The following is a 21,902-nucleotide window of genomic DNA, read 5'->3' as shown; positions in this document are numbered from 1 at the left end:
TTAAATTGTAATTATTACTTTAAAGCCTTTACCTTCTTCTGAATCAAAAATAATGGTTCCATTTATGGAAGCGATACGGTTTTCCGTATTATGAAGGCCATTTCCTTTTTTTATTTTACTACCTATCCCATTATCCTTGTATCTCATGCTGATTTTTTTATTTCCCTGGGAGAAATTGAACACAACAATAGAGGCATTGCTATGCTTTTTCATGTTGGTCAGGAGCTCTTGAAACACCCGATAAACAGTTGATTTTTTGAGATCACTTATTTTATCCCAATTGATCTGATACAGGTCTTTGGTAATAATAGCCACCTGCTTATTATGGTAACTAAGAAAAAGATCGTTTAAAAGTTCTGGATAGCTCATGCTGAGATCAATGCTACTGCTCTCCTTAGAAATGTCTCTTGTACGGTTGTAAATATGTTCTAAATCGTCCAGAACGTCTTTGTTTTCATTTTGAAGTTTGGTCATGACATGATACACATCGTTTGCTACTTCGTCATGAATTTTTCTAGAAATACGAGTTTCTGTCTTATAAATTTCTTCTAATTTATCCTTTTTGTGTTTGTATTTAAGAATAACATAGACTGCAATAAAGATAAAAGCACTACCTATGACCAAATAGAGTAAGCGTTCACTTCTCAAATTACTAATTTTGAGATCTTTTTCTTTTTTGTCATATTGGTAAGCATAATAATTAAATTTGTTTCTTGCTAGATTATTGGCAGAATTGATACTGTCGTTAATGGCTATATATTCCTCAGCTGTGGTGTCATCTCCAATTTCTATTTTGAGCTTTAGTGCGTTTCTAATTTGTTCAGAAATCCCAGTTTCTTTTGCTAATTTCAAATATTTATCGGAATATGAAATTGCTTTTAATGTATCCTGTTGAAGTTCATAATGCAGTATTAAATGTCCATAACTTGTACCGATGCCATAGGAGAAGTTTATTTTTATTCTCATGTCTAAAGCCTCTAAAAGACCTTCTTCTGCATGAGGTAAACTCAATTTAGACCTTATAAAGCTTAAATTATCCAAGGAACGAGCGATTTGCTTTACATCCTTACTTTCTTTGGCGGTTTCATAGGCTAATTGATATTGATCTAAAGCTTTATATAGCTCATTTTTATATAAGTATACCACTCCCTTATTGTTTTGAATCATACTCTTTGCAGTTGGTAGATTCGTCAACTTTAAAGCTCGGTCGTAGATTTTAATAGCTTCCTCATAGTCCTTTTTATCCCTATAAATGATAGCCAATTCAATCAAGGTGGATGCTTTTGAACTGCTAACCCAAGGGTCATCTTTCTCTGATTTAATTAAATCTATAAGCTGTATACTTTCAATATTTAACTTTTCACTTTCATCATAATAGCCTAGTTTTTTTTGAATAACGGCTAAGTTTTGAGTCGCATATACTTCTGCCTTATATTTTTTTGTACGAGCGTATTCTAGTTTTTTCTGAGTGAAAAACTTGTAGGCCTTTGTTAAATGATCTGGTTCTTTAGGATTGTAAACTAAGCTAGAATAATAGCTAAGGCTGTCACTTACTTGGGCATTTAGATTATTGATAAATAAAAGGTATAAACAAAAAAAGAGGAATGAAGTGAGGTTGGTTTTCATTCCTCGAAAGTATTAATAAAATTTAGAAATTTATCTAACCTCCAGTACCTTCTTCAGGAGGTGGAGGAGGAGGAGGAAGGTTTCCTTCATCATCACAACAAGCCTGTGGCTTAGAAGTGTTGTCTACTATATGCTCAGGTGTGCAAGAGAATAAAGATAGATTAAGGATCACTGTAACGAATACTAACATTAATTTTTTCATATTTGATGTTTAAAATTTGACATAAGTGTTGCTGTCCGAGATGTTCTCAGATTTTAATTTATGTAGCAACAGGTTCTTTTAATAGAAGAGAAAACTCTTCATTGGGAAGTGTGGAGAAGCAGGAATGAAAGAAGTAATTACTTCCCAAATGGCAACCTCGTTTCACTTTGCAACTCCATTATAGATTTGATTTTCGTAAGCCCTATTACGAGTAAGGCAGTAATCAATTCTAAAACAAATGAAGGAAGATTGTCTTGTAGTAATTGGAAGAAGGTTGGAAATGTTTTGGAAATTAATTTCCAATAATTTTCCAGTAATTAATAAATTGAATATCAGTTAGATGAATAAAATATTAGTATTAAAAGCTTTTGATAAAGCAGCGATGGAAATCAAAAAAAGAGGTATTCAAAAGCCTTCTCGAACTGAGATTGCTTTAGAACTTTCTATTTTTATAGCAGATAGGGAAGACTTTGATCTAGGCGAGCGCAGCTTAAGGGATTATCGAGCTGCTGCAGAGAAGTGGAAAGAAGAAAATAAGGATATAAGTATCAAGCAATTGGCAGTGATTAATGGTTTGTGTCGCTACTTAGGATTTGAAAATTATCAAGGTTTTGTAGAAAGTATTGGCCTACCGGGAGATCAAATAAAAGAGGTGGCCAAAGAAACTAAAGGATGGCTACCCAATAAACTACTACTATTAATCAGTATGAGTTTGATAGTGCTCATTGGTCTTTGGACCTACCACTATACACAAAGACAAAAATGGATGCTTTGGCAAGAAAATCAATATATAGAAGTTGATTTTGATGCCAATAAGTACCGTATAAAACAACTCCTATTGTACAACGAAAACAGAATTTCGTCATTTCATAAAGTAGAAGTCAGCTGCGATACCCTATTCTTTAATACCGATGGCAGCGTTCGATTTTGGTATGGAAAAAACAAAAATAAGAAGGTAGAATATTTTACGGGGTCGGGAGTTCACCCAGAGACAGGAAAGACATTAAAATCTATAAGTCAATATATGATTGACAAATATGTGTGTGGGAAGAAGTAGAACTAAGTTTAAGGTCACCTAGTTACACATAAAAAAAGCCCTGTATTAGAGGACTTTTTAGTGGTTTAGTACTGGTTTCTTATTTGTTTGTTTTGTAGGGTTTACTTCCCAATACAAAACTGAGAGAATATATTACCAAGCAGTTCATCATTGGTAATTTCTCCGGTAATAATGCCTAAAGACTCTGCTGTAGCGCGTATGTCTATGGCTAGAAATTCGCTGGAGATATCGTTCTCTATTCCTGTTTGTACTTCTAGTAAGGAGCTATAGGCCATTTGTAAGGCATCGTAATGTCTGGCATTACTTACGATAGAATCATCTTGAGAAAGGGCACCGCTATTAAAACTTTGTACCAGTGCAGTTTTTAATTCTTCTACACCAACATAAGATTTGGCACTGAGCGAAATCAGAATGGTGTCTGGTGATTTTTTTTGAATTTTTTTGGTGATTTCAGCATGTTCAAGTCCTGATATCTGATCGATCTTGTTCAAAATAACCACCAAAGGTTTATCAGGAAATTTTTCGCGCATGATTTGTATGCGCATCAAGCAATGAATAATTCCAGGAGCTGTATTGAGTTGGGTAGCGTCTAGTAAATACAAAACCAGTTTGGACTGTTCTGCCTTTGCATAAGAACGCTGTATACCCATTCCTTCAATAGTATCTGTGGTTTCCCGCAATCCCGCTGTATCAATAAGTCTAAAGCGTATCCCTTCTATATTGATTTCATCTTCAATAGAATCACGTGTAGTTCCCGGAATATCGCTTACAATAGCTTTTTCTTCATTGAGCAATGCATTTAATAAAGTCGATTTCCCTACGTTAGGTTCGCCGACTATAGCAACTGGAATACCTGTTTTTAATACATTTCCTAAAGCAAAGGAGTCGATGAGTTTTCTCAAGGTTTGCTGACTGCGATTCAATAGTGTTCTAAGCTCATCACGGTTAGCAAAGGCTACGTCTTCCTCACTAAAGTCCAGTTCTAACTCTATCAAGCTGGCAAAATTGAGTAATTGTGTTCTCAAGTCTTTTAACTCACTAGAAAAACCACCTCGCATTTGCTGTATGGCAATCTGGTGCGCACTCTCACTTTCACTAGCGATTAAATCGGCTACGGCTTCTGCTTGTGAAAGATCCATTTTTGCGTTTAAAAAGGCCTGTAAAGTAAATTCTCCAGCTTGTGCCATGCGTGCGCCATTCTTCAAGCAAATCGCTATGACCTCTTGTTGGATATAGATGGAACCGTGACATGAAATTTCTACCACATGCTCGCCAGTGTATGATCTTGGTGCGACAAATTTGGTTAATAATACTTGATCTATCACTCGGTCGCCATGGTAGATGTGTCCGAGAGTGACCGTATTTGCTCCTAATTTATTATAGGTTTCCTGTAATGATTTGGATTCCGCTTTCGCGAAAGCGGGAACAAAAATAGCCCCTGCAATACGATGCGCATCCGAACCAGAGATTCTAATTACGGCTATAGCACCAGAGCCAGCAGGAGTTGCTAATGCAACAATAGTATCATTTTTAAACATACTACAAAGGTAATGGGAATCTAAAATAATGAATAAGGATTACCCAATTATATTTTAAAGCAGGCAGGTACAGAACGCTCTATTTTTTATAAGAGCCTGTTATAATGTAAAAATTCATTAAATTGTGATCCTTATATCCATCATCAAAAGCTTATTATCATGAATAAATCCTATTGGTACTTTTTTGTATGCGCCATTTTCATTTTCTCTAAAGCGACATCGCAGGAAAAATTAAACTACCAGCAGCCGTCTGAAGAAATAATGGCACTGGTGGATTACGATCGACCACCAACAACACTTATCGATGACGCTACTGAAATTATGGTATTGCTCTACAGAGATACTTATAAGTCCATTGAAGAGCTTTCAGAAAAAGAAATGAGACTGGGTGGCCTGCGCATCAATCCAGCTACTCAGATAGGTAGTCGTGTGACCTTTTACGATAAAGTTGCCGTTCAAAAAGTAGGCAGTAAGAATCTACAGTTTGTTACTGGCTTGCCAGATCAACCAAAACTATCCAACATCAATTGGTCGCCTGACCAGTCCATGATTGCTATGACGCATACCGCCAAAAGCGGTACCGAAGTATGGATTCTCGATACGGAAAAAGCTATGGCAACAAAGCTAACCAGTGCGACGGTAAATGCCAATATGGGAAACCCTATACGCTGGTTTAAGGATGGGAAATCATTGTTGGTAAAAATGCTAGCTGACGATAAGAAAGCATTGATAGACACCAGTGTAGAAGTACCATCTGGACCTACTATTTCTACCAGCGATGGGTCAAAAGCTCAAAATAGAACCTATCAGGACCTTCTTAAAAACCCCTCTGACGAGCATAATTTTGAGCAGTTGGCGTTAAGTAAGCTCGTACAAGTACAACTAGACGGTTCTAAGAGTGCTTTTTTACCTAGTGCTATGTACAGTGAAGTTTCTTTCTCACCAGACGGTTCTCATGTATTAGTGACGCAGCTTAAAAAGCCGTTTTCTTATATCGTAACTTACGGTAGGTTTCCAAAACAGATGGATGTTTATGACAGCAGTGCAAAGCTTGTAGCACCAGTTAATGATGTCCCACTTATAGAAGAGATGCCCAAAGGTTTTATGTCGGAGCGGGAAGGAATACGAGAGCTTTCTTGGCGATCTGACCGACCACATACCTTACATTATGTGCTGGCGCTAGATGGTGGAGACCCTGCAAATGAAGTAGCCTATCGCGATGCACTCTATTCTTGGGAGGCACCATTTGAAAAAGGAACTGCAGTAGAGTTATTGAAGACTATAGATCGTTTTAGGGGTGTGACTTATGGCGATGAAGATACAGCCATTGCTTATGATTACTGGTGGAACACTCGCAACCAGCGCACCTATGTTTTTGATCCTAATGATCCTAATGAAAAACCAGTGATTATCAGCGACCGCAACTATCAAGATGTGTATTCTGATCCGGGTAATTTTGTAACTACAAAGAATACATGGGATCAAAATGTTTTAAAGTTAAATGGAAATAAAGCCTTTCTTATTGGGGAGGGGTATTCTGATAAGGGACAGTTTCCATTTATAGATCAAATGGATTTGAAGACGAAGAAAACAAAAAGGCTTTATGAATCTGCTTATACAGATAAAAAGGAGAACTTGATGGAGGCTATAGATATGGATAAGGGTGAAATTTTAGTTCGTATAGAATCACCTACTACTTACCCAAATTATTACATCAGGGATATAGATCGCAAAAATGATTTAAAGCAAATTACGTTTTTTGAAAATCCATTTGAAGGATTGCAAAATGTTCAAAAAGAATTGATTACCTACCAAAGAGATGATGGCCTGGAGTTAAGCGCCACTATGTATTTACCTCCTAATTACGATAAAAGTAAAAAGGAAAAGTTGCCGATGCTTCTTTGGGCATATCCACGAGAATTTAAGGACAAAGCTAGTGCAGCACAAAACACCCAAAACCCTAATGAGTTTATTTATCCTAGTTATGGAAGTTTTGTATACTGGGTGATGAAAGGTTATGTGGTCTTGGATGATGCTGCATTTCCTATTGTTGGAGAAGGAGATGAAGAGCCTAACGATACCTTTATAAAACAACTGGTAGCAAATGGAAAAGCAGCAATCGATGCTGTGGATGAATTGGGCTATATAGATAGAAATAGAGTAGCCGTAGGAGGTCATAGCTATGGCGCTTTTATGACCGCAAATCTACTGGCACATTCAGACCTTTTTGCGGCCGGAATTGCGAGATCAGGTGCTTACAATAGAACCTTAACACCATTTGGTTTTCAAAGTGAAGAACGCAGTTACTGGGATGCGCCAGAGGTCTATAACACCATGTCTCCATTCATGAATGCAGAAAAGGTAGACGAGCCTTTACTTCTCATACACGGTCAAGCAGATAATAATTCAGGAACCTATCCATTACAAAGCGAGCGTTATTTCAATGCCTTAAAAGGACTAGGAGCAACGGCAAGACTGGTGATGTTGCCTAAGGAAAGTCATGGTTATCGTGCAAAAGAATCTATACTGCACGTCTTATGGGAACAAGATATGTGGTTGGAGAAATATGTAAAGAATAGAGTCGTAGAAGAGTAGGCCTAAAAGAATATAAAAAGTCTTGATGGGTGTATGTTATTAAATAAAAATCATAAAAACTCTGTAGTATTTTCTGCAGAGTTTTTATTTTTTAGATAAAATTCTCTATCAAATTCGTTAGTTGATCTCAAAGAAGAAATAAAAAACATAAGGCGAGTTTTTGGGCCATGTTGGGTAAGCGACAGGATATTCACTTGAATGATAAATCGCTATATACAGCTAGAGTAACAACAGCCTTATTTCTAAATATAGTAACAAGCCATTATAAAAGTAGGTGCAGGATATAATAAACCATTAGCGGAAAATATTTTAATTCTTGCATATGTATGGGTCTTGGTCAAAAATTTTCCAAATAAAAAACCCCTTGAAAGTCATTTCGAGGGGTCTTATGGTTTGATGTGAACTTTATTTGATTAGTAACTTCTTAGTAGTTGATTGATCGCCAGAACGAACTTTAATAAAATAGATTCCAGTTCCTATTGTTGTAAGATCTAAAGATGCAGTTGTCTCGTTCATCTGAGCGGTATAAACCAACTGACCTAAAGTGTCATAAATATTTAAATCAGTCCCAGGTTGAAGTCTATTCAGTTTTAAAACAATCCTACTATTTTCTGTAGGATTTGGATAGAAACTAAAGAGATCTTCTTTTTTATCCATCTCGCTTAAAGTGGTATTGGTAAACTGTAATGAAAAACGGTTGGTTGCTGTAGCACCAGTAATTGCTGGGTCTGCTATAAAAGAAATTGTATTGTCACCATCATTAAGATCATGATTGGTATTCAAATAGCTGTCATGTAATTTTGCACTGATCCCAGCGTTTAAATTGTTCAAGGCTATGCTAAAAGAATAGGCTGTAGTTCGGTAGTTTTGAATATCGAGAGCAATCACTTCTCCATCCACTGGTATTGCTTTGCTTTCAATACTAAAGAGTTGTCCATTTTTATTGCAGGATAGACTTTCATCAAGATTTTGAAGTTTTAAAGCGTCAAATGTATTTACCGTATTATCACCATCCATGAAAATTCTTAAAAGGTCGAGTCTATTATTTATAGTTCCAGTTGGACTTAAAGAGATCGTTATTTCTGGTCTATTATTAGAAGTAGAAAATAAGCCTACTGAATTTTGAGCAACTACTTTATCAGCAGCTTTAAAATCTAGTGCAGCAGGTCCGTTTGCCACCGTAGTAACGAAGAAGCTCTGTCCTGGTTGCACGTATTGATTCGCATCTGGATTCATTCCGTCTACTAATACGGTTTCATAAGCACCTCTAGTGCTAGCGTTAGGATTCCAAACATATATAAAATTAGGGTTGATATTATTTTTACTAACTAGATTCATATCAACTGTTGCTTGATAAGGGTTCCCTACAAAGCTAAAATCACCTGCGCTAGAATTTAAGGCTCCAGAGTTTACGGTAGCTGCTAGGTTTAATGTTCCAGTAACTGGCAATATAACATCACTATTTACTGGATCTGTCGGTGAAGATAAAAGGTTATAATTACGATCTCCCCTAATGAACAAGCGATACGGCTTTCCAGCAGCCAAGTTTGCCACATCGGTATTTGCCACCTCATACCAGTCTAAGGTTCCACTAACTGGATGGATGCCATAAGTAAACATAGATGGTTCTCCAGAAATAGTCGTATCAAAACCGTTGGCACCAGTTGTAGATCCAGTAATATGAGTTCCCACACCAGGTACAGAAGCTCCAGCAGTTTGCCAGTTATCGTAAATACTTCCAGTTGTGGTTACTGAAGAAGTCACAAAACGGAAGGCACGACGGGTATGAGTCAAAGCAGGGATAAATCGATTTGCATTTACAGGTTGGGATATGCTCGCACTAGTTCCATTAATAAATTGAGCACTTCCATTTGCATTACTGTCAAATGTAAGCTGGCCATCATTTTGTAAGCTGCCATTTAGAGTTAGTGTTTGATTGGCAGAAATAGTTAAGCTTTTGGAAGCATTGATGATCATTTCATTATCAACAGTTACCGGAATATCTGTGGCGATGGAGTGATCGATAATGATGCGATCTGTCGCGGCAGGAATATTGCCGTTTTGCCACACCAAATTACTATTGTAAAATCCAGAAGCAGAAGTTCTTGCGATACCGTAAATAGCATCATCTGGGTAACTGAAATAAGTTTCAAAATTTAAGGGGGTACGCTGGTCTCCATGGTTGCTGGAAATAAATCCTGTTCCATAACCTTCATTAGATAGGAACCCGTTACCTCCGTTGAGGTAAGTAGCAACAAAGTCAAATCCATCAGCAGTATTTGTGATGCCTAAATCGGCATAGGTAAACGTCATTTGAAAAAGACTTGATGTATTAGATGCTGGCTGTCCTACAGCAGTTACAAAAGGGAGTCCGTCATTACCGACAAATCCAGTTGCTGGAATACTCCATAAACCACCAAATCCAGTATTTACTGCAATAGCGTGAGTGGCTTCAAATCCTGGAGGAAAAGTAATAGTTGAAGAATTAGGCCCCGCAGATGAAATGGCTTGTCTGTTTTGATCTTGAAAATCTTCTACATCGCTATTGATGACGGTTCTTCCAGGAGCACCGGTATCAAAATAGATCACCATAGTGTCATTAAAATCGGCAGTTCCCTTAGTTATGTTGATGGTAATGGTACCAGCAGTTTCTTGAATAACGATGTTTCCACTTCCTATAGCATCACCAAAACCACTATTCCCATTACCAAAGAAAGTAACTTGAGCGATTCCATAGGAAACGATTAAAAATGTAATTAAGCTAAGTGCGTATTTTGGCTTCATAGGATATGGGTTCTTAAAAGTTTTAACAATCTAATTGCAAATTAAATTACTTATCAATCGGAATGAAATGTTTTATATAAAACTAACGAAAACGATGTAGTAACCTGTCGATTATCAAAATTATAGGATATATTTGACTTTTATCGATTAATTATGTACTCTAAAGAACAAGCAAAGAATATAAGACAACAATTCTGGACCATGTTTGGGAAGCGATACGATCGCAAATGGTTGTTGTACGATACAAAGCTCAAGGATGTTATACTTAAATTTTCATTTGAAGATCGTCGGGCTTTGGTGTCTATAGAAATCACTCCTGATGACGCTATTTTTAGAGCTTATTACTATGAAAAACTAATAAGCCTAAAAAATATAATGAAGGAAGAAGTGAGTGATGAACTTATTTTTGAAGAGAATTATATATTAGAATCCGGGAAGACAATTTCGAGAGTATTTGTGATGTATGAAGGAGTCAAAATACAGAAGCAAACCGACTGGCCTGAGGTCTATGATTTTTTTTACACCTATATGGATCGCCTAGAATTATTTTTTAGAGAATACAAAGATGTTATAGAGAGTTAAATTCTTTAAGAAGGTCGAATTAGAAACTGCACTAGGATCCAATTGCCAAGCTCCTTAAATGTGGTGTAGAGGAATAGCACCGGTACAACAAGCAGCGTTTTGATATACACCTGGTTCAAATACTTAGGTAACGGCAACTGTCCCGTTATAGGTATCAGTATTGTCGATGATTCGTACTGTTGGATTAGGGCTCGCAAATGTGGATCCATAGTTTACAGTCCCGTCAGTATCCGTAAATTCAAAACCAGATAGGGTAATGAGTTTGCCATCCTTAAGCTATAAAGAAAATAAGATAGAGAAAGTAAAAAGAAACTAACCCTAGGCATTTTTATTTTAAATGAGATAACTTTAAGAGTGTCTAAAGATGTTCTTTGGTGTACAAGACTTGCGCATTAATTTGCTCATAATTTTCATTAAATTGATGGAGTAAATTTGGAATATCCTGCATATCTTTTTTGTTTTTTGCACGATCTTCTATTCCTTGTAAAATAGTTGCCATTTTTGTAATCCCTAAGGTTCTATAACTAGATTTTACTTTATGAGCTTGCATTCCTGCAGTCGTGTAATCGCCACTGTTTATACTTTGTTGCAGCAAAAGACAATCTTCAGGCACCTCTACCATAAAAATATCTAAAATCGCGCCGAGGATGTTTTTGTCATTTTCAAAAGACTCTCTGAGATCAGTTAGTGGAAGTATAGTTAAGGGCATGTATAAAAGCTTAATAATTATTAAAAAGGCTACAAAGTCAGTCAATGTACATAAACTGTTAGAGTAATCGAATTAAAACTGGAATAATCTTCTGTAAAAACATTTCCTTAGCGATGTTTTGTATTTGTTAACCCAGCCAGCCCTCACGATCTAGGCTTCTGTATTGAATAGCTTCAGCAATATGTGCTCCATTTAATTGTTCTATTGCTTCTAAGTCAGCTATAGTTCTAGATACTTTGAGAATGCGATCATATGCTCTGGCGCTTAGATTTAATCGTTCCATGGCATTTTTAAGCATTTGTTTGCTCTCCTCATCAAGGATACAGTATTTCCTGATATCCTTAACTGTCATTTGTGCGTTGTAATGTGTTTTTTTATTTTCGCTGAAGCGTGCTGTTTGTATATCTCTCGCAGCAGTAACACGTTCTCTAATAACAGTTGATTTTTCTGCAAGCCGTTCTTCCGTTAGTTTTTCAAAGGGTACAGGAGTTACTTCTATATGAATATCGATGCGATCCAGTAACGGACCAGAGATCTTTCCTAGATAGCGTTGCATTTCTGCTGGACTGCTTTGTACGGGAGCATTAGGATCATTAAAATAACCACCAGGACTAGGGTTCATGCTGGCTACCAGCATAAAACTGGACGGATAAGTAACGGTAAATTTTGCTCTTGAAATGGTCACCTCTCGATCTTCTAGCGGCTGGCGCATGACCTCCAGCACCGTTCTTTTAAATTCTGGCAATTCATCTAAAAACAACACGCCGTTATGACTTAAAGAAATCTCACCGGGTTGCGGGTAGGCTCCACCACCCACTAAGGCTACATCGCTTATCGTATGATGCGGACTTCTAAACGGACGTTGTGCCATTAAGCCTGCTTTTTCTTGTGTACGACCAGCAACGCTATGAATCTTAGTAGTTTCCAGCGCTTCCTGCAAGGTCATAGGAGGTAAGATGGAAGGCAACCTTTTTGCTAGCATGGTTTTTCCAGCACCAGGTGGACCTATCAATATGATATTGTGTCCACCAGCAGCGGCAATTTCCATACATCTTTTAATGGATTCTTGTCCTTTTACATCGGCAAAGTCAAATTCTGGATGTTCTAGGGCTTGAAAGAATTCATCTCTTGTATCTACAATAGTAGCCTCTAGTTCTTTTCCTTCATGGAAAAAGTCAATTACTTCTAGAATGTTATCTACACCATACACATGAAGTCCATCAACTATTGCTGCTTCTCGGGCATTTTGTTTGGGTAAAATAAACCCTTTATAACCTTCCTCCCTTGCTTTAATCGCAATAGGCAAAGCTCCTTTTATGGGCTGCAACTGTCCATCGAGAGAGAGTTCGCCCATAATGATGTAATCTTTAAATAAATCACTGTTGATTTGACCAGAGGCATTGAGTATTCCTAGAGCTAATGGTAAATCATAAGCACTTCCTTCTTTCCTCAGATCGGCTGGAGAGAGATTAAGTATTAATTTTTTACCAGGCATTTTATAGCCCACGTTTTTAAGAGCTGCCGTAATGCGGTAAGAACTTTCACTTATGGCTTTATCAGGAAGTCCTACGAGATGGTAGCCTATTCCTTTGTCTGCATTTACCTCTACAGTAATGGTAGTGGCTTCAACACCAAAGACGGCACTTCCGTAAACTTTTGTCAGCATAAGGCAGATTTATTTCTTAAATGTAAGAAAGTTGAACGAATTTTCAATTATTTGCACAACTTCAAATGGAAACTAGAAACGAAAGTCAATGACAAAAAGAGAAATAAAACTAAAAAATAAATGGAGCCGAAGCTCCATTTATACAACACCAATTAATTGGGTTGCAATGTTGATCGATAATTAGCAGTCCCCTAACTCTCCTAATTACATTTTCAATCACTAAGCTAAAAATAGTTGATAGTATCTCATAAAACAATAGGCATTCCCAGATAATAATCAAAAGCCTTCTTTTTTAGATAAAATGTCTTATTTTATCCATTAAAAACACATTTAGGCTTTAAAAAGTTTAAATATTTCCATAAATTGCTGGTTGTTTTGCTTTCGCGAAAGCGAAACTTCTAAAATAATAGCACAAAAAAAATGGGACCGAAGTCCCATCTATTTTCCATTCCCTAAAATGGAACTCTTTCAAAAGGTGATGTAAATTGTCCCCTGAACTACAATTTACTTCCCTTTTCATTTGCATTGTAAAGTTAATGCTCTTGATAGTACTGTGCATGAGTATAAATACCCAATTTAGATCTAATAATTGTTATTTAAAAGGTACCAGACTGTTTTGAATAGCAAATGCTACTAATCCAGCAACGTTACGAGAATTTGTTTTGGTTAGTAGACTATCTCGATGTCGATCAACAGTACGATGAGATAAAATCAATTGGTCTGCTATTTCTTTAGTAGTATGTTGTTTACAAATGAGCTCTAGTACTTCTTTCTCTCTATCACTAATGAGTTTATTATCTAGCGCACTCTTTTTAAAATTCTGATTTTGTGAATTTTGATGTAAAATACTTAATAATTTTTCATTGTAATAAAATCCCTTTTCATGAACTTCTTTTATCGTTTTATAAACTTCTTCTGGTTTAGAATTTTTTACCAGATAAGAAGTTGCACCTACGCCTAGCATATTAGATATAAAAACATCTGTATCATAACTAGATAGGGCAATGATTTTTATCTCAGGAAACTCAGTACGTATTTTCTTTGTTGCCTCCACTCCATTTAAAATAGGCATTTTAAGATCGGTTAGAATCACATCTGGCATGATGGCGCAATCACGTAGCTGGTCTACGAGCTCTTGCCCATTAGTTGCTGAGAAAAGTACATTAAATTCTGAATGCCTATCCAGCATAAAACTCAGTGTTTCTAGAAAAAGAGTTTCGTCATCTGCAAGAGCAAGGTTAATCATATGTCATTGGAGCATTGGTTTGAAAATCAAAGATATAGAAAACACCATTGTTTATAGAGGTTTCTAGAGTCATTATTCCGCCTAGAATAAAAACACGACTATTTATATTACTCGTTCCCAATCCTACGGAACCGGTTTCTTGAAATCCGATACCGTTGTCACGATACGTCATCCTTCGATTCACGGCAGTTATGAGGCTTAGCTCTATTTGAGTGGCCTCACTATACTTAATGGAGTTATTAAACAGCTCTTGAACGATTCTATAGGTGTGTAATTGATCCTCAGTTGTTAGGGTCTCTTCATCCCAATCGCAAGTGTATGTTATGAGTAGTTGCCCATTATGTATGGAGTCTACGAACTCAGTAATTGCTTGACATAATCCAAATTTTTCTAATACGGGAGGTAACAAATCATGAGCTAGCCTACGCGTATTTTCTAAAGTCTTTCTAGTTGCAGTTTGAATACGCGCTAATAATAATTCACGGTCTTGATGTTCCAGCGTCTTGTCGTTAAGTAAACTGGCATTTAAGGAAATAACATTCAGTTTAGCACTAATTTCATCGTGTAATTCTCTAGCAATACGGGTGCGTTCCCTATCTTGAGTTAATAAGGTAGCGGCAAGCACATCTTCTTGTGCCTTAATTTTAATATCTCTAACGTCTAAATCTGCAAGAGTGATACGCTTTCGCGAAAGCAGAAAAAAGACCACCATCCCGACGGAAAACAAAATGATAAAAATCATCAGCCCTATCGCAACGTAGTTGATGGTTGTATTTGTGATTTGAATTATAACAGACATTCGTATAAAAATAGAATATGTAGGCTTAGCAAAGGTAAGGTATGTAACAAAAGTTTTAAGTCTCTAATAGGTTCGGCAAGGCCATCATAAAAGCGAAGCGAAACAAAGTTGATAAAAGAAGATCCCATTATTAGAAATATTCCAATAATAATAAAGGGATAAGCATTTTTATGTTACAGTAAATCAATAAAATAAATAGTACTCCATTCATAATAAAACCGGTAAGCTAACCAATGTTGCCCATGCTGTGTAAGTCATAAGGCTTTTATAGTTTAAGGCATAGGGCATGATGCATATTACTAAGATAGGGACAGCAAGCCATGTAAAATACGGTGTCCATTTTTTTTTCTTTATAACTTTTTTACAGAATAAGGAGAATGCAAAAAAATGTAAAACGACAAATATAAAATAGAAGGGAGCGTTCGTTTTCACACCTAGTACAGTGATGATGTCAACAGCAATTAAATAACTACATAATTCTGTAGCCACCGCTGCGACTAAATAAAGGAATACATATGTAAATACCTTTATTTCCCTTAAGAGCAATAAACAAATAGAGTAAAAGCTTTATTCCAAGTATAGCAAAGTAACTGAATTTTAGAATATCATAAATTGGAATCAAAGGTTTTGAATTAAATTTCTAGTTTCTAAAGATATAAAAAGATGCTGCTTTACATAAAGTAAAATATAGTTCAACTGCCATCAACAAATCAACTGATTCTTGCAACAGTAAGGAGTCCTTTAAGCCAACTATTGCGATTTAATAGAGAATTCTTTTCTGGATTTAAAGAATAAAAAACATTCGTAAGTAAAAAGAAACTGCATCATGATCAAGGGGATCAATAATAAGAAGCCTTTCATTCTATAAATTTCCATTGGTACACCTTCATAAAATGGCGATGTGCTGTCTCTGACCATGGAGCTACCTAAAATTAAAAACAATCCTATGTTGATGTACGCATATCCTTTTTTTTGACGTAGTAATTGCAAGAAATAAAGAGTCGAAAGAAAAAGCAAAACAGGAATAGTGATAAATGATATCCATGGATTGTGAAAAGCAATGTCAGATGGAGTTAATAAATATGGAGCTATTGCTATTAATATTAGGAGCACCATTAATAACACGTACCATTTATTCAACCATTGGTAATTTAAAGATCTTTTAAAAAAATATGAAATGGTCAAAAATTGAATGAGGTCATAGATCACTTTTACAGGGGCATTTGTTTGTTGTCCAAAGAACAATAAGTCATTATTTAAAATTAAAATAGTGATGTGCTCCGTTAGCAACCCTGTGATTAAGTAAAATAAAATGGGTGCAAATAGGTACTTTCTAAGGAATACAGCTCCTGAGAATAAGAAAATGTTGAGCACCAACGATATATAATAAATATCAAAGGAGAAATCGAATATAGATTTCCACATAAACGTCTTTAATTCAAAGGACTATTATTATCTCCTGCTGGTGGAATAGGCTGTGAGAAATCATAAATATACCATTCTTTACTTTCATCAATCATGTCCTTACCATTAGCATCTACGGCAACAATCATTAACTTAAGAGCTGTTCCATTTAGCCCTAAATACATGCGACTGTCCACAGCTCCTTCTGCCATTACTTGAGAAAGGTCCTCTCCTGGAACAAACCAGCCTTTTAATTCATTCACATAAGGAGATGTATCTTTTAAACTTCTCCAGCTGTTTGCCCAGTCTTGAGCTTTAAGTAATGTTATCGTGTTTTTAGCCAAGGTTGTTCTTCTTTTGAGGGTTTCCAATGAGCTACTAAAATAGCACATAAATTTTTAACCTTAAAAGCTCGTGGCTTTCTATAAATAATTAGTGTGCGCAATCCTGATTCACTTTACTTTATAGATCTTAGTATAGGTGCAACTTGTTATTCAAAAATAGAACAGAATTCTGCCAGGACAGGGATCTGTATCTTTGTTTTTAGGAGTGTTGATAATTGTTTATAGCATCTAAACCGATAATGGTTGTCGAACGAGCCTTTTTAACAAAAATTCAGCAGGCTTAACTAGCAATAAGAACCTGTCAGAACAATCGCAATCTGGAAATAACTTTTAGTGCTGGAACATGCCTATCTTTACAGAAGAGAAAATAATCTCAAAAAAAATACATTTCTTATTGTAGGTAATATAAGAGTTGCTATATTTGCAGCCGATTAAAAATGAAGGTTTTCAAACCTTTTTATATACAGACACAGATTTCAAGCTATGGCACAGAAAAGAACATACCAACCAAGTAAAAGAAAAAGAAGAAACAAGCACGGTTTCAGAGAGCGTATGGCTTCTGTAAGCGGTCGTAAAGTTCTTGCTCGTCGTAGAGCTAAAGGACGTAAAAAACTATCTGTTTCTACTGAAAGAAGACACAAGAGGTAATGAGTTACCTTTAATTATATATTAGGCGTTAATTCTTTGGAATTGACGCCTTTTTTTGTACCCAAAATTTACGATATTTAAGTTCTAGAAAAACACACTACAATGCCAAAAAGAAAAGACCTCAAATCCATTTTATTAATAGGTAGTGGACCGATCATTATCGGTCAGGCTTGTGAGTTTGATTACGCTGGTTCTCAAGCACTAAGATCCCTCCGGGAAGAAGGTATTGAAACCATCTTGATCAACTCAAACCCAGCGACAATTATGACTGACCCAAGTATGGCAGATCATGTGTACCTTTTACCATTAACAACAAATTCTCTCAAACAAATCCTTGCCGAGCATCCACAAATTGATGCAGTATTACCTACCATGGGTGGACAGACGGCGCTCAACCTTTGTATTGAAGCAGATCAAAAAGGAATCTGGGAAGATAATAACGTAGAGATCATCGGTGTGGATATCGATGCCATCAATATAACGGAAGACCGAGACAAGTTTAAAGGTCTGATGCATAAAATAGGAATACCGGTGGCTCCTGCGGCAACGGCAAAGTCGTTCTTGAAAGGTAAAGAAATAGCTCAAGAATTTGGATTTCCATTAGTAATCCGTCCTTCATTTACGTTGGGTGGTTTTGGAGCCAGTCTTGTACATACAGAAGATCAGTTTGAGGAATTATTGACTCGTGGTCTAGAGGCATCTCCTATTCATGAAGTGCTTATTGATAAGGCTTTAATGGGGTGGAAAGAATACGAATTAGAATTATTACGGGACGATAATGACAATGTGGTTATTATCTGTACCATAGAAAATATGGATCCCATGGGAATCCATACGGGAGATTCCATAACCGTTGCTCCTGCGATGACTTTATCAGATCGCACCTATCAAAAAATGCGTGACATGGCGATTCACATGATGCGCAGCATTGGCGAATTTGCCGGGGGTTGTAATGTACAATTTGCAGTAAGCCCAGATACAGAAGAAAATATTATCGCGATTGAAATCAATCCGCGAGTGAGTCGTTCTAGTGCATTGGCTTCAAAAGCAACCGGTTATCCTATCGCAAAAATAGCTTCTAAGCTAGCTATAGGCTACACTCTAGACGAATTAGATAATCAAATTACCAAATCTACAAGTGCTCTTTTTGAGCCTACTCTAGATTATGTTATCGTAAAAATCCCACGTTGGAACTTTGATAAATTTGAAGGAGCTGACCGTACTTTAGGTCTTCAAATGAAGTCAGTAGGTGAGGTGATGGGAATAGGTCGTTCTTTTCAAGAAGCGCTTCACAAGGCTACACAGTCGCTAGAAATTAAGCGCAACGGTCTTGGAGCAGATGGAAAAAGCTATACCGATTATAATCAAGTGATTGAAAAACTCACCAATGCGAGTTGGGATCGCGTTTTTGCATTGTACGATGCAGTAGCTATGGGAATTTCACTGGACCGCATCCACGAGATTACCAGAATCGATATGTGGTACTTGAAACAGTTTGAAGAGCTCTTCTTACTAGAAAAAGAAATTGGGAAGTTTGATGTGAGCACGCTTTCGCGAAAGCTACTTCTAGAGGCAAAACAAAAGGGATTTGCAGACCGTCAAATCGCACATATGTTGGGATGTCTCGAGTCAGAGGTCTATAATTTACGGGAGGAGATGAATGTAAACCGAGTGTATAAACTCGTGGATACTTGTGCGGCAGAGTTCACTGCAAAAACACCTTATTATTATTCGACTTTTGAAGCAGACATAGAAACGGCAGACGGGAAACGTTATGTGCAAAATGAAAGCATCGTTTCTGACAAGAAAAAAATCATCGTTTTAGGCTCGGGGCCTAACCGTATAGGTCAGGGAATTGAATTTGATTACTGTTGTGTGCATGGCGTTTATGCAGCACAGGAATGTGGTTATGAAACCATCATGATCAACTGTAATCCAGAAACGGTTTCTACCGATTTTGACACGGCAGATAAATTATATTTTGAACCGGTTTTTTGGGAACATATTTATGACATCATACGTCATGAAAAACCAGAAGGAGTGATCGTACAATTAGGTGGGCAAACGGCTTTAAAACTAGCCGAAAAACTAGATCGTTACGGTATTAAAATTTTAGGAACCAGTTATAAAGCGCTCGATCTTGCCGAAGATCGCGGTTTGTTCTCCAATATGTTACTAGAAAATGACATCCCTTTTCCAGAATTTGCAACCGCAACAACACCTGCTGAAGCACTTGTCGCAGCAGAACATTTGGACTTTCCAATTTTAGTAAGACCCTCTTATGTACTCGGTGGACAAGGAATGAAGATCGTGATCAATAAAGACGAGCTGGAAGAACACGTGGTAGATATTTTGAGAAAAATACCTAATAACGTGTTGCTACTCGACCATTATCTAGATGGTGCGATAGAGGCAGAGGCAGACGCGATTTGTGATGGAGAGAATGTCTACATCATCGGTATTATGGAACACATAGAGCCTTGCGGAGTGCACTCTGGAGATTCTAATGCGCTGTTGCCACCTTTTACCTTAGGTGATCTGGTGATGCAACAAATTAAAGATCATACGAAGAAGATCGCCCTAGCACTAGAAACCGTAGGATTGATCAATATACAGTTTGCCGTGAAGGATGATAAAGTGTTTATTATTGAAGCAAATCCAAGAGCATCGCGTACGGTACCATTTATAGCCAAAGCTTATAAAGAACCTTATGTCAACTACGCTACAAAAGTAATGTTAGGGCACAACAAGGTGACAGATTTTGACTTCAAGCCACACCTAGAAGGTTATGCGATCAAGCAACCTGTATTCTCTTTCAATAAGTTTCCTAACGTAGACAAACGTTTAGGACCAGAAATGAAATCTACTGGAGAAAGCATCTTGTTTATAGATAGTTTAAAGGATGATGCCTTTTATGACCTGTATGCGAGAAGAAGAATGTACTTGAGTAAGTAGCGATGCCAGTTGGAGCGATAGTCGAAAACGATTACCTATGAACAGATATTGTGCTCCGTAAAAAGGTTTAGACGAAGCCTGTGCTGAATTTAGTTCAGTGCTCAGCCAAGTATTTTAAATAACCAAAGTCCTAAAAGTTTAAAGCTTTTAGGGCTTTTTTGTTTTTATGATTGTGGTTTCGCTTTCGCAAAAAAGTTTTCAGTGCGTTATGCGGAGTTTATCAAAGTGTCTAAAGCGCATAGATACCCATATAGATTTTGTAGAATTGAATCATTAATAAATGAAGCGAACTATTTAGATTTGACATGCCAACTAGTTGTGCTGACATGGTCTAAATCATTTCTCAAAACGCTCATCTTTCCTGCTTTTATTTAGAGATCTCCATAAAACAAAACATGCCAAAACAAAAACCTTGTCTAATAGCTTCTTAAAATTATCGAAGTACTGCATTTGATATCCTGCTGGCTTTAAAGATGTAAGAGTACCTTCTAATCCTTTGCTATATAGAATTGGATTTGTTATATTTCACCTATGAGTAAAAAAAAAACATTAGTGTCCGACTAAAATACGGTTCTTTGCTTTCGTCCTTTTCATGCCGTGTATGAGTGGGGTAGGTTTGCGTTTCTCCAGTAGCATGGTGTCCATCAGAACATTGTTAGCTGTATATCGGGTGGTTTGGTGGTCAGATAATCCCACTTTTGAGTAGGGTTTTCCATGAAGCTGAACATATTTATGTAGCTCATCAGGTGTAGCCTGATCATGGAAACCATATTTGAGTATGCCCATCTTCTTTTGGTTCTCTTTTGCTTCACAAGCATGAGTAGTTGGATAATGAGTCCGCACCATATCTGTATCTCAATGGCATTCTGGTTGTCCCCAAGAAAATACTTTAGGGGGAAGTTCTGTTTGAGGCGCTTGAACATGGTCTCTATCTGCCATCTGTGCTTATAGATATCACATATTTTATCTGGGCTCAATAGGAAGTTGTTGGATATAAAACTATAGATTTTTTTTGCCGTCATCCCAGTATGCTACGCGCCTGAGCTCTATTATCTGACCATTCTTCTCCACGGTAATGATCTCATCCCTAAGTATATTGTTCGGTGTATTATGTTGTGGATCGAACTCTTCCAGGTTTTTGTAGGAAGCATTTTCTTTTTGGCGGGTAACAAAGTAGATATCCTGCTGTGTCCACTCAAAAAACTGTCTGTAATCGGTATAGGCCTTATCAAAGACTACAAACGAGCCCTTCTTCAGGTCGAGCTCCCTGAGAAAGGTGTGGTCGTGCGTTGCCGCGCTACTGAAGCGAACCAGACAAGGAACGTCCTCTAGGGCATTTATCATTGTATGCATCTTGATGCCGCCCTTCTTCCTACCGTTGATCGGGTTGCGCCCAACACCCTTTAAAATATCACTGAATAGGCTGATGGTGCTTGAATCAACAATCTTTAGATGCTTTACGGGAAGACGCAGGGAATTGCTGTCCGATAAAAACCTGCCGTATTTATCCAAAAGGGAATAATAGATGGAGGCAAACACCTCACTGGTTCGATTTGCATTGGCATCGGAAAGGGTACTTCGCCTGGGGAAGCTCTCCAGTCCAAGGTGGCTGAGCTTTCCCTCGCAGGCCAGCATCACGGTAGATAGCTCTCGAAGTGAACTAACACCACTTAGAGCAGCATAAAGCATGGAGACCAGGTGCTCGTGGGTCTTACACGTTTTATAGTAGCGCTCACTATCAAATCAA

Annotated in this window: 16 protein-coding genes; 5 read left to right on the top strand and 11 right to left on the bottom strand. The window is 37.2% G+C overall.

Features of this window, described 5'->3' with window-relative positions:
- Positions 1-1,626, bottom strand: coding sequence for a tetratricopeptide repeat-containing sensor histidine kinase (locus tag F0365_RS15395; protein WP_169934515.1), 1,626 nt, complete (start codon positions 1,624-1,626; stop codon positions 1-3).
- 542 nt (positions 1,627-2,168) lie between these two features.
- Here F0365_RS15395 and F0365_RS15385 point away from each other — a divergent pair.
- Positions 2,169-2,885 carry a hypothetical protein gene (locus F0365_RS15385; RefSeq protein ID WP_169934514.1) on the top strand — a complete coding sequence of 239 codons (717 nt, stop codon included), beginning with the start codon at positions 2,169-2,171 and terminating at the stop codon, positions 2,883-2,885.
- A gap of 101 nt (positions 2,886-2,986) precedes the next feature.
- On the opposite strand, the gene mnmE is transcribed toward F0365_RS15385, so the two are convergent.
- Complete coding sequence (mnmE, locus tag F0365_RS15380) at positions 2,987-4,423, bottom strand: tRNA uridine-5-carboxymethylaminomethyl(34) synthesis GTPase MnmE (RefSeq protein ID WP_169934513.1); 1,437 nt, start codon at positions 4,421-4,423, stop codon at positions 2,987-2,989.
- 159 nt (positions 4,424-4,582) lie between these two features.
- Between mnmE and F0365_RS15375 the strand changes: the two genes are divergently transcribed.
- Positions 4,583-7,018: an alpha/beta hydrolase family protein gene (locus tag F0365_RS15375; protein WP_169934512.1), complete on the top strand. Its 2,436-nt coding sequence runs from the start codon at positions 4,583-4,585 to the stop codon at positions 7,016-7,018.
- Positions 7,019-7,423: 405 nt separating this feature from the next.
- Here the strand turns inward: F0365_RS15375 and F0365_RS15370 are convergent, their stop codons facing one another.
- A complete protein-coding gene (locus F0365_RS15370) occupies positions 7,424-9,802 on the bottom strand; it encodes a T9SS type A sorting domain-containing protein (RefSeq protein WP_169934511.1) in 2,379 nt (792 codons plus the stop codon).
- Between the two features lie 153 nt (positions 9,803-9,955).
- Between F0365_RS15370 and F0365_RS15365 the strand changes: the two genes are divergently transcribed.
- Positions 9,956-10,384, top strand: coding sequence for a DUF4268 domain-containing protein (locus F0365_RS15365; protein ID WP_169934510.1), 429 nt, complete (start codon positions 9,956-9,958; stop codon positions 10,382-10,384).
- 358 nt (positions 10,385-10,742) lie between these two features.
- Here the strand turns inward: F0365_RS15365 and F0365_RS15360 are convergent, their stop codons facing one another.
- The 6 genes from F0365_RS15360 to F0365_RS15335 all read right to left on the bottom strand — a co-directional run bounded on the left by F0365_RS15360 (position 10,743) and on the right by F0365_RS15335 (position 16,552).
- On the bottom strand, positions 10,743-11,093 hold the full coding sequence (locus F0365_RS15360) for an Hpt domain-containing protein (protein ID WP_169934509.1): 351 nt from the start codon (positions 11,091-11,093) through the stop codon (positions 10,743-10,745).
- A gap of 127 nt (positions 11,094-11,220) precedes the next feature.
- The gene (locus F0365_RS15355; RefSeq protein ID WP_169934508.1) at positions 11,221-12,759 is read right to left on the bottom strand and encodes a YifB family Mg chelatase-like AAA ATPase; all 1,539 of its coding nucleotides are present in this window, start codon (positions 12,757-12,759) and stop codon (positions 11,221-11,223) included.
- A 592-nt stretch (positions 12,760-13,351) separates the two neighbouring features.
- Positions 13,352-14,005 (bottom strand): response regulator transcription factor, encoded by a 654-nt coding sequence (locus tag F0365_RS15350; protein WP_169934507.1) that lies wholly within the window; start codon positions 14,003-14,005, stop codon positions 13,352-13,354.
- On the bottom strand, positions 13,998-14,804 hold the full coding sequence (locus tag F0365_RS15345) for a sensor histidine kinase (protein WP_240961727.1): 807 nt from the start codon (positions 14,802-14,804) through the stop codon (positions 13,998-14,000). The genes F0365_RS15350 and F0365_RS15345 overlap by 8 nt, the downstream gene beginning before the upstream one ends.
- 750 nt (positions 14,805-15,554) lie before the next feature.
- Positions 15,555-16,229: a hypothetical protein gene (locus F0365_RS15340; protein ID WP_169934506.1), complete on the bottom strand. Its 675-nt coding sequence runs from the start codon at positions 16,227-16,229 to the stop codon at positions 15,555-15,557.
- A gap of 8 nt (positions 16,230-16,237) precedes the next feature.
- Positions 16,238-16,552: a hypothetical protein gene (locus F0365_RS15335; protein WP_169934505.1), complete on the bottom strand. Its 315-nt coding sequence runs from the start codon at positions 16,550-16,552 to the stop codon at positions 16,238-16,240.
- Between the two features lie 483 nt (positions 16,553-17,035).
- On the opposite strand from F0365_RS15335, the gene rpmH reads away from it, so the two are divergent.
- Positions 17,036-17,200, top strand: a complete 165-nt coding sequence (rpmH, locus tag F0365_RS15330) for a 50S ribosomal protein L34 (protein WP_015363895.1) — start codon at positions 17,036-17,038, stop codon at positions 17,198-17,200.
- Positions 17,201-17,302: 102 nt separating this feature from the next.
- Positions 17,303-20,155, top strand: coding sequence for a carbamoyl-phosphate synthase large subunit (gene carB, locus F0365_RS15325; protein WP_169934504.1), 2,853 nt, complete (start codon positions 17,303-17,305; stop codon positions 20,153-20,155).
- Positions 20,156-20,799: 644 nt separating this feature from the next.
- Here carB and F0365_RS16695 read toward each other — a convergent pair.
- Positions 20,800-21,177, bottom strand: a complete 378-nt coding sequence (locus F0365_RS16695) for a transposase (protein ID WP_262889015.1) — start codon at positions 21,175-21,177, stop codon at positions 20,800-20,802.
- Positions 21,155-21,844: a transposase gene (locus tag F0365_RS15320; RefSeq protein WP_262889014.1), complete on the bottom strand. Its 690-nt coding sequence runs from the start codon at positions 21,842-21,844 to the stop codon at positions 21,155-21,157. Before F0365_RS15320 ends, F0365_RS16695 begins: the two co-directional genes overlap by 23 nt.
- Positions 21,845-21,902: the final 58 nt, after the last annotated feature.

The sequence above is a fragment of the Nonlabens sp. Ci31 genome, assembly GCF_012974865.1.
Classification (GTDB): Bacteria; Bacteroidota; Bacteroidia; order Flavobacteriales; family Flavobacteriaceae; genus Nonlabens.
This window is presented reverse-complemented; position numbering and strand designations above follow the sequence as displayed.